The sequence below is a fragment of the Cellulomonas timonensis genome (genome assembly GCF_900046455.1).
In the GTDB taxonomy this organism is placed as follows: Bacteria; Actinomycetota; Actinomycetes; order Actinomycetales; family Cellulomonadaceae; genus Cellulomonas_A; species Cellulomonas_A timonensis.
Window position 1 is genome coordinate 440,647 of sequence record NZ_FCOT01000013.1, and the last position, 16,085, is coordinate 456,731.

Annotated in this window: 13 protein-coding genes and 1 pseudogene; 4 read left to right on the top strand and 10 right to left on the bottom strand. The window is 73.7% G+C overall.

Annotated elements, in window-relative coordinates; translation table 11 throughout:
* Nucleotides 1-19 precede the first annotated feature (19 nt).
* The 8 genes and pseudogenes from BN3788_RS15500 to BN3788_RS15535 all read right to left on the bottom strand — a co-directional run bounded on the left by BN3788_RS15500 (nucleotide 20) and on the right by BN3788_RS15535 (nucleotide 8,014).
* Entirely contained in the window at nucleotides 20-1,216 is a 1,197-nt protein-coding gene (locus tag BN3788_RS15500; RefSeq protein WP_066588081.1) for a bifunctional 2-methylcitrate synthase/citrate synthase, read from the bottom strand.
* 59 nt (nucleotides 1,217-1,275) lie between these two features.
* Complete coding sequence (gene prpB, locus BN3788_RS15505) at nucleotides 1,276-2,169, bottom strand: methylisocitrate lyase (RefSeq protein WP_066588083.1); 894 nt, start codon at nucleotides 2,167-2,169, stop codon at nucleotides 1,276-1,278.
* Nucleotides 2,169-3,692: an MmgE/PrpD family protein gene (locus BN3788_RS15510; RefSeq protein ID WP_066588085.1), complete on the bottom strand. Its 1,524-nt coding sequence runs from the start codon at nucleotides 3,690-3,692 to the stop codon at nucleotides 2,169-2,171. The genes prpB and BN3788_RS15510 overlap by 1 nt, the downstream gene beginning before the upstream one ends.
* A 167-nt stretch (nucleotides 3,693-3,859) precedes the next feature.
* Nucleotides 3,860-4,057 carry a CDGSH iron-sulfur domain-containing protein gene (locus BN3788_RS15515; RefSeq protein WP_066589528.1) on the bottom strand — a complete coding sequence of 66 codons (198 nt, stop codon included), beginning with the start codon at nucleotides 4,055-4,057 and terminating at the stop codon, nucleotides 3,860-3,862.
* 47 nt (nucleotides 4,058-4,104) lie between these two features.
* On the bottom strand, nucleotides 4,105-5,151 hold the full coding sequence (locus BN3788_RS15520; RefSeq protein ID WP_082812980.1) for an iron-containing redox enzyme family protein: 1,047 nt from the start codon (nucleotides 5,149-5,151) through the stop codon (nucleotides 4,105-4,107).
* Nucleotides 5,152-5,274: 123 nt separating this feature from the next.
* The gene (locus tag BN3788_RS15525; RefSeq protein WP_066588089.1) at nucleotides 5,275-6,306 is read right to left on the bottom strand and encodes an NAD(P)/FAD-dependent oxidoreductase; all 1,032 of its coding nucleotides are present in this window, start codon (nucleotides 6,304-6,306) and stop codon (nucleotides 5,275-5,277) included.
* 116 nt (nucleotides 6,307-6,422) lie between these two features.
* Nucleotides 6,423-6,932, bottom strand: a pseudogene (locus tag BN3788_RS15530) (isoprenylcysteine carboxyl methyltransferase family protein); the annotation flags it as partial.
* Nucleotides 6,929-8,014, bottom strand: coding sequence for a type III polyketide synthase (locus tag BN3788_RS15535; protein WP_066588091.1), 1,086 nt, complete (start codon nucleotides 8,012-8,014; stop codon nucleotides 6,929-6,931). The pseudogene BN3788_RS15530 and the gene BN3788_RS15535, both read right to left, overlap by 4 nt.
* 247 nt (nucleotides 8,015-8,261) lie before the next feature.
* Here BN3788_RS15535 and BN3788_RS15540 point away from each other — a divergent pair, with 247 nt between their 5' ends.
* A complete protein-coding gene (locus BN3788_RS15540; RefSeq protein ID WP_066588092.1) occupies nucleotides 8,262-9,035 on the top strand; it encodes a UbiA family prenyltransferase in 774 nt (257 codons plus the stop codon).
* An 18-nt stretch (nucleotides 9,036-9,053) separates the two neighbouring features.
* Here BN3788_RS15540 and BN3788_RS15545 read toward each other — a convergent pair whose 3' ends face one another.
* Nucleotides 9,054-9,917, bottom strand: coding sequence for an NAD(P)H-hydrate dehydratase (locus BN3788_RS15545; protein ID WP_066589531.1), 864 nt, complete (start codon nucleotides 9,915-9,917; stop codon nucleotides 9,054-9,056).
* A gap of 17 nt (nucleotides 9,918-9,934) precedes the next feature.
* Nucleotides 9,935-10,846, bottom strand: a complete 912-nt coding sequence (locus tag BN3788_RS15550; RefSeq protein ID WP_082812983.1) for a histidine phosphatase family protein — start codon at nucleotides 10,844-10,846, stop codon at nucleotides 9,935-9,937.
* A gap of 119 nt (nucleotides 10,847-10,965) precedes the next feature.
* Between BN3788_RS15550 and BN3788_RS15555 the strand changes: the two genes are divergently transcribed.
* The 3 genes from BN3788_RS15555 (at nucleotide 10,966) to BN3788_RS15565 (ending at nucleotide 16,068) form a co-directional block, all read left to right on the top strand.
* Nucleotides 10,966-11,223 (top strand): hypothetical protein, encoded by a 258-nt coding sequence (locus tag BN3788_RS15555; protein WP_066588093.1) that lies wholly within the window; start codon nucleotides 10,966-10,968, stop codon nucleotides 11,221-11,223.
* 385 nt (nucleotides 11,224-11,608) lie between these two features.
* Entirely contained in the window at nucleotides 11,609-14,326 is a 2,718-nt protein-coding gene (locus tag BN3788_RS15560; protein WP_159066911.1) for a beta-glucosidase family protein, read from the top strand.
* Nucleotides 14,327-14,496: 170 nt separating this feature from the next.
* Nucleotides 14,497-16,068 carry an aspartate:alanine exchanger family transporter gene (locus BN3788_RS15565; RefSeq protein WP_066588098.1) on the top strand — a complete coding sequence of 524 codons (1,572 nt, stop codon included), beginning with the start codon at nucleotides 14,497-14,499 and terminating at the stop codon, nucleotides 16,066-16,068.
* Nucleotides 16,069-16,085: the final 17 nt, after the last annotated feature.

Here is a 16,085-nt window from a genome sequence, read left to right on the forward strand (position 1 = left end):
TGCGCGTGGGAGCCAAGTGTCAGCGTGGGCGGGCGGGCTCGGAGCCGTGGGCCGTCCGCTGCGGCACATGGCGGCGCTCCGTCCCGGTGTACGCGCTCAGCGGCCTGATCAGCGCGTTGTGGGCGAGCTGCTCGCGCACGTGGGCGGTCCAGCCGACCACGCGGCTCGCGGCGAACAGGGGCGTGAACGTCGGGGTGTCGAACCCCATCAGGTGGTACGCGGGGCCCGTCGGGTAGTCGAGGTTCGGCAGGATGCCCGTGCGCTCGGCCATGCCGCGCTCCAGCGCGGCGTACATCGCGCCGAGCCCCTCCGAGTCGTCGAGGGCGAGCAGCCCGTCGAGTGCCGCCTTCATCGCCGGCACCCGCGAGTCGCCCGTGCGGTAGACGCGGTGGCCAAACCCCATGACCTTCTGCTTGCGGGCGAGGACGTCGTCGAGCCAGGCGTCCACCCGGTCCGCCGAGCCGATCTCGCCGAACGCGGCCATCACCGCCTCGTTGGCGCCGCCGTGCAGCGGGCCCTTCAGCGCGCCGACCGCCGCGGTGACGGCCGAGTGCAGGTCGGACAGCGTGGACGCGACGACCCGCGCGGTGAACGTCGAGGCGTTGAACGAGTGCTCCGCGTACAGCACCATCGACACCTCGAAGGCCTGGACGACGGGCGCGGGGGGAACCTGCCCGAACACCATGTGCAGGAAGTTCTCCGCGTACCCGAGGTCGGAGCGCGGCTCCACCGCCGCCAGGCCGTGCCGTCTGCGCTGGTCGAGCGCCACCACGGCGGGGAGCTGCGCCATGAGGTCCTGCGCGCGCGACAGGTCGGCCTCCGGGGACTTGTCCTCCCAGGTGGTGTCGTGCGCCCCGATCACGCTCACCGCCGTGCGGACCACGTCCATCGGGTGGGCGGTGAGCGGCAGCGCCAGGACGGTCTCCATGACGGCGTCCGGCAAGGCCCGCCGTGAGCGCTCCGCGGCGCGCAGCCGGTCGAGCTCGGCGGCATCCGGGAGCTCGCCATGCCAGAGCAGGTAGGCGACCTCCTCGAATGAGCAGGCGTCGGCCAGCTCCTGGACGGGGTAGCCCCGGTACAGCAGCGAGCTGCTGGCGGAGTCCACCGAGGAGATCTCGGTGGCGTCCACCACGACTCCGGCGAGGCCGCGATGGATCTGCGGCGGCTCGGGGGGTGCGGCGGCCGTGCCAGCGGTGCGGGTGCTCTCGTCGGTCATCGGTGCCTCCATCGTCGTGGTGACGTCGCGGTGCGCCTGAGCTGTTCGAGTCGGTGCTGTCAGAGCTGGAAGTCGTCGATCCCCGAGTCGAAGGCCCGGTAGCCGGAGTAGTCGACGAGCGAGTAGAGGTCGGAGCGGTGCTGCATGCGGTCCAGCAGGGCGGCCTGCGTCCCCGTGGCCCGGATCTCGTCGAGCCCGGCCTCGGCGGCGCCCATCGCCAGCCGGAGGAGCGTGACCGGGTAGATGACGATGTTGTACCCAAGCGCGGCGAGCTGCTCGGCGGTGAGCAGCTCGCCTTTGCCGAACTCGGTCATGTTCGCGAGCAGCGGGACGTCGATCGCGGCGCGGAAGGCCTCGAGCTCGTGGGGCCCGAGCAGCGCCTCGGGGAAGACCGCGTCGGCCCCGGCGCCGACGTACGCCTTCGCCCGGTCGATCGCGGCGGGCAGGCCCTCGACGGCGCGGACGTCGGTGCGGGCCATCACGAGGAAGTCGGGGTCGCGGCGCCCGGTGACGGCGGCCCGGATCCGCTGCACGGCCGTGGCCTGGTCGACCACCTGCTTTCCGTCGAGGTGCCCGCAGCGCTTCGGGTTCACCTGGTCCTCGATGTGGCAGCCGGACGCCCCCGCGTCCTCGAGCGCCTGCACGGTGCGGGCGACGTTCATCGGCTCGCCGAAGCCGGTGTCGGCGTCGACCAGCGTGGGCAGACGGGTCATGCGGGCGATCTGCCCCGCGCGGGCTGCCACCTCCGTGGCGGTGGTGAGCCCGATATCGGGCAGGCCGAGGTCCGCCGAGAGCACCGCGCCCGACACGTACACCCCGTCGAACCCCTTGGCCTCGACGAGCCGCGCGGAGAGGGGGTTGAAAGCGCCGGGCATCTGGAGCAGGTCGCCGCTGGCGAGCCGCTCGCGCAGGGCGCGCCGCTTGGCGGCTGGGGTGAGGTCCGAGTAGAGCATCAGAACAGGCCTCCGGGGCTGTGGAGCCGGTCCAGGAGCCCCGGCCGGGCGGTGAGGTGCACGCCGTCGAGCTCGCCGGGGCCGAGGGCGGGCAGCCGCTGCGCGAGGTGGAGGAAGCGCTCGAGCTCGCCCTCGTCGACGGCGTCCGCGGCGAGGGCGCGCATCTTGTCCACGTACTGCGGACGCGTGAACGGGCGGGCGCCCAGGGGGTGCGCGTCGGCCACGGCGATCTCCTCCTCGAGCCGGGAGCCGTCGGCCAGCTCGACGACGAGGCGGCCCCCGAACGCCTTCTCCCGCGGATCGGTGGCGTGGTACCGCCGAGTCCACTCCGGGTCCTCCACCGTGGTGATCCGCTGCCACAGCGCCACCGTGTCCGGCCGGGCGGCGCGCTCGGGCGTGTAGGACGCGTCGTGGTGCCACGCGCCGTCCTGCAGGGCCACCGCCAGGATGAACGGGATCGAGTGGTCGAGCGTCTCGCGGGAGGCCGCCGGATCGTACTTCTGCGGGTCGTGCGCGCCGGACCCGATCACGTGGTGGGTGTGGTGGGACGTGTGCAGCACGATCGAGCGGACCTTGCCCGGGTCGCCGACCTCGGGGCGCTCGCGGTGCAGGCGCCGCGCGAGGTCGATGAGCGCCTGCGACTGATACTCGGCCGAGTGCTCCTTGGTGTACGTCTCCAGGATCGCCCTGCGTGGCTCGCCCGGCCCCGGCAGCAGCACCTCGTAGTCGGCCTCCGGGCCGTCGAGCAGCCACGCGATGACGCCGTCCTCGCCCTCGTAGATGGGGGTGGGGGAGGTCTGGCCGCGCATGGCGCGATCCACTGCCTCGACGGCGGCCTTGCCCGCGAAGGCCGGCGCGTAGGCCTTCCAGGTGGAGATCTCGCCCTTGCGGGACTGCCGGGTGGCGGTGGTGGTGTGCAGCGCCTGCCCGATCGCGTGGAAGGTCGCCTCGGGCGGCAGCCTGAGCAGCGAGCCGAGCCCGGCGGCCACGGCGGGCCCCAGATGGGCGACGTGGTCGATCTTGTGCCGGTGCAGGCTGATCGCGCGGACCAGCGCCACCTGCGCCTCGTAAGCGGTGGCGATGGCGCGCACCAGGTCGGCGCCGGACGCGCCGACGTGGTGGGCCACGGCCAGCAGCGGCGGGATCGTGTCCCCGGGATGGGAGTAGTCCGCGGCGAGGGACGTGTCGTGGAAGTCGGGCTCGCGCCCCGCCACGCCGTTGGCCCACGCCGCCCACTCGGGGCTCGTGCGCACGCCCGGCGCTGCGCCCACCACCGTGGACCCCGTGCCGCCGCGGGACGGCGGGTGGCTCAGAGCCTGCGCGCGGGCCGCCACCACGGGCGGCCGCATGAGCGACGCGGCGGCGACGGCGGCGTCGTCCAGGACCCGGTTGACCACCATCTCCGCGACGTCGTCGTCGACGGGGACGTCATCGGCGGCGACCTCCGCCAACGCCCATGCGAGTTGCTCGGAGCGCGCCAGCCGCTCGCTGCTGGGGTGCACGCGGACGCGGTGGGCGATCATGCCGAGGTCCGGGCGTGGTCGCGACAGGCCGCGGACGAGGCGGGCAGGCTGGCGTGTGCTGTGCCGCTGCCGCGCATCCGGTCCTCCTCGATCGGGTGGACGGAACGTATCAACCAGGGCAGGCGCTGTACACCGGCGCCGCGCTCGGGTCAGTCCCCGGGCGCCGGTCAGGGCGCGGTGAAGCCCACCACTTTGTGGCTGCCGTCGCAGAACGGCTTGATCGCCGACATGCCGCAGCGGCACAGCGCCACTGTCGCGCGCCGGCGGGGCACGGGCATGCCGTCGCCGTCCAGGATCTCGATGTCGCCACGCACCAGCAACGGGCCGTCCGGGCAGGCGGTGATCCGCACGGCGGGCACGCGCATCGCCGAGGCTGGCGGCGGTGCGACGCCCTTCGCCGGCTGGGCGCTGGTCATGCGCCGCTCCCCGCATGCGCGGGGGTGCGGCTCGGGTCGATCGGGGAGCGCAGCGCGCTCTCGCCGCGGGTCCACGCGCCCATCAGGTGGGAGCCCGCGAGGTCGTCGAGCAGCAGGCAGGCCGCCGCGCCGAACATGATGTCGGGGAGCAGCGCGGGATCCTGCTGCGCGAGCCCGCCCGCGAGGTCGCGCCCGGCGATCTGCTCGTGCACCGCGTCGGCCTCGACGTGCTCGTCGAAGTACCACGTGGTGCCCTCGTCGTGGCCGAGGCGGCGGAAGCCGTTGCCGTAGAGCTGGTTGGGCGTCGAGGACGTCATCTCGAACGCCGCCAGGTGGCCCACGATCGCCCCGCGCAGCCGACGGTGCAGGCCGAAGAGTGACATGGTGTTGACCGATGCGAGGGTGATGGCCGGGACGTGGTCCACGTAGCGGCCGTAGGAGTCGTCGAGCCCGAGGCCGCGCATCGTCCGGGCGAACAGCGCCGCGTGCATGCGCTCGGGGTCGCCGCCGCCGTACTCGTCCGCCTGGATCTCCACCAGGGCGGCCTTGGGGGCGCCGTCGAGCCTCGGGATGGCCCAGGTGTGCGGGTCGGCCTCCTTGAGCTGGTAGACCGACCGGTGCACCAGCAGCTCCTCGAGCTGGGCCGCGTCCGCGCGCTTGGCCACGTAGGACGCCAGGCCGGGCTTGCCGGGGGCGGTGAGGGCGAACAGCGCCGCGGCGACGGCCGCCGCGGTGGGCTCGACGCCGGACGGCGGTGTGGCACGCTCCCGCAGCACGCGCTCCAGGTCGGCCTCGATCAGCGCGCGTGACGCCAGCAGGCCCGGATCCCACTCCCACCGATCGTCGACGTCGTCGAAGCCGCGGTAGTGCAGCTCGTACAGGCAGTAGAGCGCGAGCTGGAGGTCCTCGTCGTGCAGCAGGTCGCTCGTCGCGCCCAATGCGGCGCTGACGAGGTCGTCCGGGAGGCCATCCTGCCCGGACGGGCCGTGCAGGAGGTCGAGGAGCGCCTCGCTCACGGGTCCGCGCGGCTGGGGGGTGCGCATGGGGTCTCCAACGGGGGTCTTGCCCGGCAGGCCGGACGGAAGGGGGGTCCTTCAGGGTCGCACCGTCGGCGCTGCGCGCAACCGGAGCCGGGTGAAGCGCCCGCTCGGCACAGGGCGCGGGCCTCAGCGGGCCAGGCGTTCCACGACGTGGCCGTACAGGCGGGGCAGGGTGGCGGCAGCCGGGGCGATGGCGCCGCGCAACGGCGAGCGGGCCGCGGCGAGCAGCCCCGAGGTCAGCACGCGGTAGTCCCGCGTCGCCTCCGACCATGCCGCCTCGTAGGCCGCCTCGCCCGCGTCCAGGGTCGCGATGGCCGCCCGGGCCTGGGCCAGGCCCACCCGGATGCCCTCGCCGGTGAGGGCGTCGACGTATCCCGCGGCGTCGCCGACCAGCCGGATGCGCCCGGCGGAGCGCCGCCGGGCGCGCTGCAGCAGCGGGCCCGCGCCGCGCAGCGCCCCGACGGGCTCGGCGCCCTTCAGGCGTGCCGCGAGGTCCGGCAGCGCGGCGAGCGTCTCCCGGTAGCCGGCGCCGGGCGGCCCGAGCAGCGCGACGCCCACCAGCTCGGGCCCGACCGGCGTGACATAGGCCTCCGAGCGAGGCGACCAGTGCACCTCCACCACGTCGCTCCACGGCGCGACACGGAAATGCTGTCGCAGCCCGAACCGCCGGCGCCCCCGTGCGGGCGCCGGCGGGACGGCCAGCCCGGCGAGCTCGCGCACCCGGGAGTGCAGCCCGTCACAGGCCAGCAGCCAGCGCGCGCGGACGCCTGCCGCGTCGACGGACTCCGCGTCCTGCGCGACGGCGGTGACCCGCGCCTGGCACACCGTCACGCCCAACTGCACGGCCCGCACCGCGAGGGCGGCGTGCAACTGCGTGCGGCGCGCCCCAAGCCCGGGGCCGGTGGCGAAGCGGTGCTCAGCGCGCCGCGAGCCGCTCACGTACGCGATGCCGGCCAGGGGGAACCCGGCGGGATGGACCCCCAGCCGGTCCAGCGCCCGCACGGCGCCCGGCATCAGACCCTCGCCGCACGCCTTGTCGATCACACCCCTGCGGGCCTCGAGCACCACCACGCTGAGCCCGGCGAGACGCGCCTCGATCGCCGTTGCCAGGCCGATGGGACCGCCGCCGACGACCAGGACGTCGACGGGCGGGCTCATGACCCCGCCGGGCTCGAACCGCCGCCGCGGCTGCCGGACGGTGAGGGGGCCGTGGGGGAGGAACCGCCGCCGCGGCTGCCGGACGGTGAGGGGGCCGTGGGGGAGGCGGGGGCCAGCGCCAGCGCGCGCTCCTCGGCGGGGATGCGGAACCGCAGCAGCAGCACCGCGTTGAGCACCGTGAACGCCACGGCGGTGAGCCATGCGGAGTGGACGAGCGGCAGCGCGGCGCCCTCGAGGGCCACGGCCACGTAGTTCGGGTGCCGCAGCCAGCGGTACGGGCCGCGGGCCACCAGCGCGAGTCCCGGCACCACGATGATCCGCGTGTTCCAGCGAGGGCCGAGCGTCGCCACGCACCACCATCGGAGCGCCTGGCTCGCCAGGACCGCCGCAAGGGCGGCGAGGCCCCACCTCGGGTCGAACGGGCGCCCCGACCAGAACGCCTCCGCGACGCAGGCGCCCAGCAGGCCCGTGTGCAGCGCGACCATCGCGGGGTAGTGCCCGCGCCCGGACTCGACGCCGCCGTGCGCGAACGCCCAGGAGGCGTTGCGCTGGGCGACGGCCAGCTCCACGAGCCGCTCCGCCGCCACCGCGGCGATCAGGAGCGTGAACAGGGTGAGCGTGCTCATGTCAGTGCCTCCCATCGCAGCAGCAGCAGTTCGGTGCTGACCCCCGGGCCGAGGGCGAGCAGCACCACGGGAGACCCGCGCGGAGGCGGCGGGTGATCCGCTCCGGCCAGCGCGTCGGCGAGCACATGCAGCACCCCCGACGACGAGAGGTTCCCCGTGCGGGCCAGCGCCCGACGGCTCAGGTCCAGCGCATCCGGCGGCAGCCCGATCGATCTGGCGACGGCGTCGAGGATCCTCGGGCCGCCGGAATGGGCCAGCCAGGCGGCGACGTCGGTGACGGCCAGGCCCTGCGAGCCGAGGAAGGACTCGACAGCCGGCCCGAGCGCCGTCTCCACGAGACGCGGCAGCGTCGGCGCCAGGACGATCCGGAAGCCCGTGTCGACCACGTCCCAGCCGAGCACGTCCTCCGTGCCGGGGAACAGCCAGCTCCGGGTGGCCTGGATCGTCGGGCCGGGCAGGGTGGCGCTGACAGCGCGCTCGTCGCCGGCCACGACCACCGCGGTGGCGCCGTCCCCGAACAGCGCGCACGAGACGGCGTTCGCCAGCGTGCCGTCGTCGCGTTGCAGCGTGAGCGAGCACAGCTCGACAGACACGAGCAGCGCGACGTCGGACGGATGTCCCAGCAGGTGGTCGTGCAGCCGGGCGAGGCCCGCCGCCCCCGCCACGCAGCCGAGGCCGAAGACCGGGATGCGCTTGACGTCCGGACGCAGGCCGACCCGGCCCACGAGCAGCGCGTCGAGGGACGGCGCCGAGATCCCGGTGATGGACGTGAACATGATGAGGTCGATGTCGTCCGGGCCCAGCGCAGCCGCCTTGAGGGCCTGCCGCACGGCCTCCTCGGCGAGGTCCAGGCCGAGGGTGATGAACAGGTCGTTCGCCTGCCCGAAGGAGCGCAGCCCGGCGTACTCCTCGAGGGGCAGCGCGAAGTGTCGCGTGTCGACGCCGCTGGCGGCGCTCAGGCGTGTGATGACCGCCTGGCGCACGGGATCGGGGCTCAGCAGCGGGGCGATGTGCGCGGCGACCGCCGCCTGCGGGTAGGCATGCTCGGGGAGGACGGGCGCGACTGCGACGATCCTGGACATTTCGGCATCGTGCCACGCCCTGGCTCGAACGGCGCGGGCGCTGGCGGCGCCCCTACTCTCGGTGGCGGGGGTGAGGCCGATGTCGGACGGGTTGCGGGCCCCGAGCGAGGCGAGCCGCCCAGGCCCTTCAGTGGCGTCGCGCGCGCCTGTCGGGCCGGCGTCGAGAGCCCCCGCGGCAGGACCGCGCAGGCCGTGGCGGGCCGGGTGGGCGCTCCTCCAGGCGAGTCATCCCGGCCCGGCGCTCGCGGTGACGGTCTTCGCCACAGCGCTGTGCGCGGGCATGGGGGCCGCGGTGGGGGCGTGGCTCACGATGGCCGGCGCGGTGCTCCTGGGCCAGCTCTCGGTGGGCTGGTCGAACGACTGGGTCGACCACGCCCGAGACCTCCGTGTCGGCCGTGCCGACAAGCCGCTCGCAGTCGGCAGCCTGCGGGTGGACACGGTGCGGGCGGCGGCGTTGACGGCTCTCGCGGCGTGCGTCCCCGCCTCGTGGGCGCTGGGGTGGCAGGCTGGCGGCCTGCACCTGCTCGCGGTCGCGTCGGCGTGGTCGTACAACGTGGTGCTCAAGCGGACGGCGTGGTCATGGGCGCCGTTCGCGGTGTCGTTCGGGCTCATCCCGGTGTTCACAGCGCTCGCCGTGCCCGGCCGCGCGGCTCCTCCGTGGTGGGCGGTGGCCGCGGGCGCGCTGCTCGGGGTCGGGGCGCACCTGGTGAACGTCGTCCCCGACCTGGAGGACGATGCCGCGACCGGCGTGCGCGGCCTGCCGCACCGGCTGGGCGCGAGAGCCTCGACCGTGCTCGCCGCCGTGGCGATGCTGGTGGCGACGGGCTGCCTGGTGCTGGCGCCGGGCAGGGGGCTGATCGGCCCGCCGGGCGCCGGCCTCGCGGCCGCGGTCCTGCTCGTGCTGGGCTGCGCCGCAACGGCAGTGGCCCGCCCGCGGAGCAGGCTGCCGTTCGCACTGGCCATGGCGGTCGCCGCTGTGGACGTGGTGCTGCTCGTCGGGGTGGTCGGGGCCCAGGCCTGAGCCGTCGAGGGCGGGGGCTCAGGCCAGCAGTTCAGTGAGCACCAGCGGCAGCTCGTCGAGCAGCTCCCGGGCGAGATAGCCACGATGCCCAACGTGGGCGGCGAGCCGGTCCCCGGCGGCCCCGTGCAGATGGGTGCCCCAGCACGCCGCCTGGGCGAGATCGCCGCCGCCCGCGAGCACCCCGGCGACGGCCCCGGCGAGCACATCGCCGCTGCCCGAGGTCGCCAGGCCGTCGCTGCCGGTGGAGGACTGCCAGGCGGCCCCGTCGGGTGTGGCGATTTCTCCGCGCAGCGTCACCACGGCGCCGTGGCGGTCGGCGATCCGGGCGGCGGCGAGCCCAAGGTCACCGACGTCGGCGGAGGCCGGGTCGAGCGGGAGCAGCCGAGCCGCCTCGCCGGAGTTCGGGGTCAGCACCAGCCTGCCGCGCAGCGGCTCCCGGACGGCCTCCGGGAGCTCGGCGAGCACGCCGAGCGCGAACGCGTCGAGCACCACCGACGTGTCGTCGCCGATGCGGGGCAGGAGGGCGGTGAGGAGCGCGCGGGTCTCGTCGGCCCCGTCGAGCCCAGGACCCACGAGCACTGTCGACGCGCGTTCCAGCTCCGGGCCGAGGGTGGCGACGCCGTTGTCCGTCAGCAGCCCGGCATCGGTCTCTGGCAGCGCGAGGGCCGCGCACTCGGGCACGGCGACGCCGACCGCCGTCGCGACCGAGCCGCCGACGGCGAGCGTGAGCCGACCGGCCCCGACCCGTAGCGCCGCGAGGCCGGCGAGCATGGCGGCGCCAGGGGTGCTGCGCGCGCCGCCCACCACGAGGACGGCTCCTCGGGCGTCCTTCGAGCCCGACGCTCCATCCAGCGGCCATGAGCGCAGGAGGGCGGGCGTCACCGCGACCGCGCCGCGGCCTAGGACGCGCTCGGAGGCGTTTGACGGGAGCGTGTCAGGGGCGGGGAGGGCGAGCGCCACGGGGGGGCTCCCTCACGGCCCTCTGGGGGCACTTCCACGGCCAGGGGGGCGTGCCGGCCGCTCCCCAATCCGGCTACCTCCACCCCGCCGACCCCGTGGCTCGCGCGTACGATCACGATTACCGCGTCCACGACGCCCGAGTGCTCGGTGGCGGGCACACCGACGTCCTGGAGGTGGTCGGCGCGGTTGAAGTCATGCAGCGTCCAGGCCCCGCCCGTGGCGGGCCGCGCCAGTGTGGTCACGGAGGCGTTGCGCACGGGCGCCGTCCGATTGGCGTCGAGGACCTCGACCTCGGTGAGCTGCTCGCACACGTAGCGCGTCACCATGACGACGGCGTCGTGGCACACCACGAGCACCCGGCGCCCGGCCTCGACCCTGGCCACGTCGTCCAGGAGCGAGCGCATCCGCAGCGCGACGTCGGCCCACGACTCGCCGCCGGGCGGGCGGTAGTAGAACTTGCCGACCCAGCGCCGCCGCTGCGCCTCGAAGGGCATCCGGACCTCGACGCCGTGCGACGTGAGGGTGTCGAGCACGCCGAGCTCCCGGTCCCGCAGCCGCTCGTCGACGTGGATGGGCAGGGCCAGTCCTGCGGCGCCCAGCGCGATCTCCGCCGTCTGCACGGCCCGGGCGTACGGCGAGCACCACACGGACTGCGGACGCTCGGCCGCCGGGAGCCCGTCCAGCCATCGGCCCAGGGCTGCGGCTTGGCTGACGCCGAGGTCGGACAGCAGCACGTCCGGGTCGCGGGCGGGCACGTCGATCACCTCGGCACCGGCGGCGTCGGCGGCCGCGGCGGCGAGGTTCGCTTGGCTCTCTCCATGCCTGACCAGCAGCAGCGTCGTGGTGCTCATGCACCGAACCTAGGAGGGATGCCGCCAGGCCGCAGGACGGGGCCGGGCGAGCCGGACATCCTGGGCATGCCGCGGAGTCGCAGGCGAGCGGAGGCTCGCCGGCTCGAGGTGGGGGCAGAATGACAGAGGGACTGCCGTACGACGACCCAGGCCCGATCGCTCATGTGCGGGAGGGGACGAAGGTCGTCGACGTGGAGGGGCGCGAGGTGGGCAAGGTCGGCTTCGTGCGGATGGGCGACCCGGAGGCGGTGACGGGACGCGGTCAGAGGGGCATCGGCGCTGTGGCCGCGGCGCTCACCGACGAGGAGTGGCGGCGGGCGGCACCGGTTCGCGTCGTGCTCAGGTGGCCCGGGTGGAGGGCGACGTCGTCCATCTGAGCGCCCGCGAGGCGGATCTGGTGCGCTGACCGGCGGCTCTATACCAGATCCGCCTAGCGGTTGGCAGGGAAATATCGGGTGAAATAGTGTCAATTCCCTCTGGGGTGCCGCGTGAGCGCCGTAGCGACGTTCATCCGCCGCGCGGATCCCCAACACGAGGGAGTGTCCGATGCGACAAACACGACTATCACCGCCGTTGCGCGTCCTGGCTGCCGCCGCCTGTGCGTTAGCCCTCGTCGCGCCCGCGACCGCGGCCGTGGCGGGTGAGAGGAACACGCCACGAGGAGGCCAGCAGCACACCAAGGGGGACAACTGGCGGTCCGGCCAGCAATGGTGGGACACCGACGAGTCAGCGACCGAACGCGCCGAGGCGCTCCTCGCGGAGATGACCCTCGACGAGAAGGTCGACATGCTCCACGGCGAGCTCAACAACTCCTACGGCTTCTACAACGCGCCCATCGAGAGGCTGGGCATCCCCGCCCTGAAGATGACGGACGGCCGCAACGGCGTCCGCGTCGCCAACGACGAGGTGCCGGGCAAGCGATCCACGCTGCTGCCCTCCGCCGTGAGCGTCGCGGCGTCGTGGGACACCGACATCGCCGCCTACGCGTCCGAGGTCGAGACCGACGAGACGTACCTCACCGGTCAGAACATGGTGCTGGCGCCGTCGCTCAACATCGCCCGCGTGCCCCAGAACGGCCGCAACTTCGAGTCCTACGGCGAGGACCCGCTGCTGCAGGGGAAGCTGGGCGGCGCCTACGTCCGCACCACGCAGAACTACGGCGGGGTGATCGGCAACCTGCAGGACTGGGCGGTCTACACCCAGGAGTTCAACCGGCTCGAGGGTCTCAACGCCGTCGTCGACGAGCGCGCCCAGCAGGAGATCTACAACCGCGCCTACGACCTCGCCATCGAGGAGTCCCACGCGGCCTCGGTCATGTGTGGCTTCAACAAGGTCAACGGCGAGTACTCCTGCGGGAGCGACTACCTGATCAACCAGGTCCTCAAGACCCAGTACGAGTTCAACGGCTGGGTCGTCACCGACTACGGCGCCAACCACGGCACGCTCGAGATCCTCGCGGGCCAGGACCAGGAGATGCCCGGCAACTCCGACCCGTCGCAGCAGCCCGGCACATGCGCGTTCTGCGGGCCGCTCATCGACGCCGTGAATGACGGCACCGTGCCGATCAGCCGCGTCGACGACGCGGTGCTGCGCATCCTGCGGCCCATGTTCGGGCTCGGCGTGTTCGACAACCCGCAGGAGATCCAGCCGCTGCCCGAGGAAGAGCACAACCTGGCCTCGGCCGAGATCTCCGAGCAGGGGATCGTGCTGCTGAAGAACGACGACCAGGCGCTGCCGCTGGGTAGCGGCGTCGACTCGATCGCGGTGATCGGCTCCGACGCCGACACAGTCGTCCAGGGCGGCGGCAGCTCGCACATCGCCGACCCGACGATCACCACCTCACCGCTGCAGGGCATCCAGAACCGAGCCGGCAGCGGCGCCGACGTCACGTGGACGAGCGGGTCCGACCCGGTCACCTCGACAGCGCTCCTGCGCGGTGCGCAGCCCATTCCGTCGGACTTCCTGCGCGACGAGTCGGGCGCCAACGGCCTCACGGCCCGGTACTACCTCAACCAGGACTTCTCGGGGACGCCGTACTTCGACCGGACGGACCCGTACGCGGGCCTGAACGGCGGGTTCGTCATCTTCGACGGTCTGAACGCCAACTCGCCGCACTTCCCGCCGCAGACGCAGGCGCTCGACACGAACTCGTCGGTCCGGTGGAGCGGGTCGATCGTGGCTCCCGTGACCGGCGCCTACGAGCTGCAGGTGGTCACGAACGGCGTGACGACGCTCAACTTCGACGGAGCGGACGTCATCACGACCGAGGCGTTCGTCCCGAACGCGACCGAGTCGAACCAGATCGTGAGCTACTCGGTCGACCTCGAGGCCGGCTCGACCCACCCGGTCGTGCTGTCCTACGTGTACGACTCGAGCGAGGCGTGGAACCAGAGCGCCCAGCAGATCAAGCTCGGCTGGGTCCCTCCGGAAGGGGTCGTCGCCCCGCAGGCGACCGGAGCGGCCGAGGCCGCTGCGGCTGCCGACGTGGCAGTGGTCTTCGTCCGCGACTACTCGACCGAGGGCGCTGACCTCGCGACGATCGAGCTTCCCAACGGCCAGCCCGACGTCATCCGGCAGGTGGCCGCGGCCAACCCGCGGACGATCGTCGTCCTGACGACCGGCGCGGCGACCCAGGTCTCCGACTGGCAGGACGGCGTCGCCGGCCTGGTGCACTCCTGGTACGGCGGGCAGAACCAGGGCACGTCGATCGCCCGGATCCTGTTCGGCGACGTCAACCCGTCGGGCAAGCTGCCGATCACCCTCCCGGTGGACGACACCCAGACCCCGACGTCCACCCCCGCCCAGTACCCGGGCGACGGTCTGGACGCCGAGTACACCGAGGGCATCTTCGTCGGGTACCGCGGCTACCAGGAGCTCGGCATCGAGCCGTCGTACCCGTTCGGCTACGGGCTGTCGTACACCTCGTTCGCGTACTCCGACCTGCGGATCGCGTGCAAGACGTGGAACGTCACGAACCCGGACTCCGGCTCGGGAGGCCACCAGAAGAGCGCCGACCCGGATGAGGCCAACGCCAGGTCCAGCCATCTCAACGGCGGTGGCGACCGCGGGGACGACTGGGGCAAGGACAACGGCAAGGGCAAGGGCAAGGACAAGGGCTGGGGCTGGGGCAAGGGGGGTGGCAAGAAGGACAAGAACTGCAAGCAGGGCCTGACCGCCACCGTCAAGATCACCAACACCGGCAGGCGGACCGGCTCCGAGGTGGTGCAGGCCTACGCGGGCGAGCTCACGTCGGCGCCCGTGGCCACCGCGCCCAAGTCCCTGGCGGGATGGGGCAAGGTCACCCTCCGGCCACGTCAGAGCCAGGTCGTGACCCTGGAGCTCGACCAGGACGCGTTCTCCTACTGGGATGTCGACGGCGACCGCTGGGTGACGCCGTCCGGCGATGTGCCCGTGTACGTCGGCCCGTCGTCGCAGGACACCCCGCTGGTGGGGACGGTGCGGATCCGTTCACGCTCGTGAGGGTCGGGGCCGCCTAGGCCTCGAGGCCGGAGCCGGGGAGGGGCAGAGCGCTCTGCTGCTCCCCGGCTCCCGGTCCGCGGGGCCGTCCCGCGCGCTGGCGCTCCTAGGATGAGCGGGTGGGGGCAGCGCGCCCCCGTGGGGAGAACGCACGTGACACACCAGGCAGCCCGATGATCGAGGTCCTCGCCGCCTCCCCGCTCCTGACGATCCTGCTGGTGCTGGCCCTGGGCTCGCTGCTCGGCGCCGTCCCCTTCGGTCCGCTGCGCTTCGGCGCCGCGGGCGCCCTGTTCGTCGGGCTCGCCGTGGGCGCCCTCGACCCGCGGCTCGGGCAGGGCCTGGGGCTCCTGCAGAGCCTGGGCCTGGCGCTGTTCGTCTACACGGTGGGACTCGCGGCCGGCAACAGCTTCTTCCGGGACTTGCGGCGGCAGCTGCCGATCATGGCGGTGTCCGTGGTGATCCTGGTGATCGCCGCGGGGATGACGATCGTCCTCGCCGGCGGATTCGACATCGCCTCCTCGATCGCGTCGGGGATCTTCGCGGGCTCGCTCACCAGCACCCCGGCGCTCGCGGCCGCCACCGCGGCGGCCGACGGCAGCCAGGAGCCCGCCGTCGGCTACGCGCTGTCCTATCCGGTGGGCGTCACCGTCTCGATCATCGTCGTGGCCCTGACGGTCGGGCGGGCATGGCGGGCGCGGCGCGACCCGGAGTCCGCCGCCCGCCAAGGGCTCGTGGACATCTCCGTCGAGGTGCACCGCCCGGGCCCGCTGCGTGACGTGCCGGGCTTCGGCGACGGGTCGGTGCGGTTCTCCTACCTCGCCCGCGACGGCCACACCCGCGTGGTGACGGCCGACGAGGAGCTGCGCGAGGGCGACGTCGTCGTGGTGGTCGGACCGGCGCCGGACGTGCAGCGCGCCCGCGAGTACCTGGGCGAGCGGGTGGGCCAGCACCTGGCGCACGACCGCAGCGTGGTCGACTTCCGCCGGTTCCTGCTGTCCAGCCCGAAGGTCGCCGGGCGCACCGTCGGCGAGCTCGACATCCCCGCGAAGTTCGGCGGCACTGTCACCCGCGTGCGGCGCGGCGACCTGGACCTCCTCGCCTCCGACGACTTCGTCCTCGAGCTCGGCGACCGGGTCCGCGTCATCGTCCCCCGCGAGGAGATGCCCGCCGTCTCCCAGCTCTTCGGGGACTCCGAGCGCAAGGTCAGCGAGGTCGACGCGCTGTCCCTGGGCGTGGGCCTGGTGCTCGGCCTGCTGCTGGGCCTGGTGCAGGTGCCGCTGCCCGGCGGCACGACGTTCGCCCTCGGCGCCGCCGCCGGCCCGCTGGTGGTGGGCATGGTGCTCGGCCGCCTCGAGCGCACCGGGCCGCTGGTGTGGGGGCTGCCGCAGTCGGCGAACCTCACCATCCGCCAGCTCGGCCTGCTGCTGTTCCTCGCCGCCACCGGGCTGGCGTCCGGGCAGGCCTTCGCCGGGCAGGCGTTCTCCCTGCTCGGCCTCAAGATCGTGCTGGAGGCCGTGGTGGTGGTCGGCGCGGCCTCGGTGCTGTTCGTCGTGCTCGCCCGGCTCATCGGGGTCAGCTCGGCGCGCGCGGCCGGCGGACTGGCCGGATTCGTGGGGCAGCCCGCGGTGCTGGCCTACGCGAACAGCCGCACCGTGGACGAGCGCATCGACAGCGGGTACGCGGCCATCTTCGCGCTCGGCATCATCGTGAAGATCATCCTGGCCCCGGTGGTGGCGCTGATCTAGCCGTCCCTGGGCTCAGC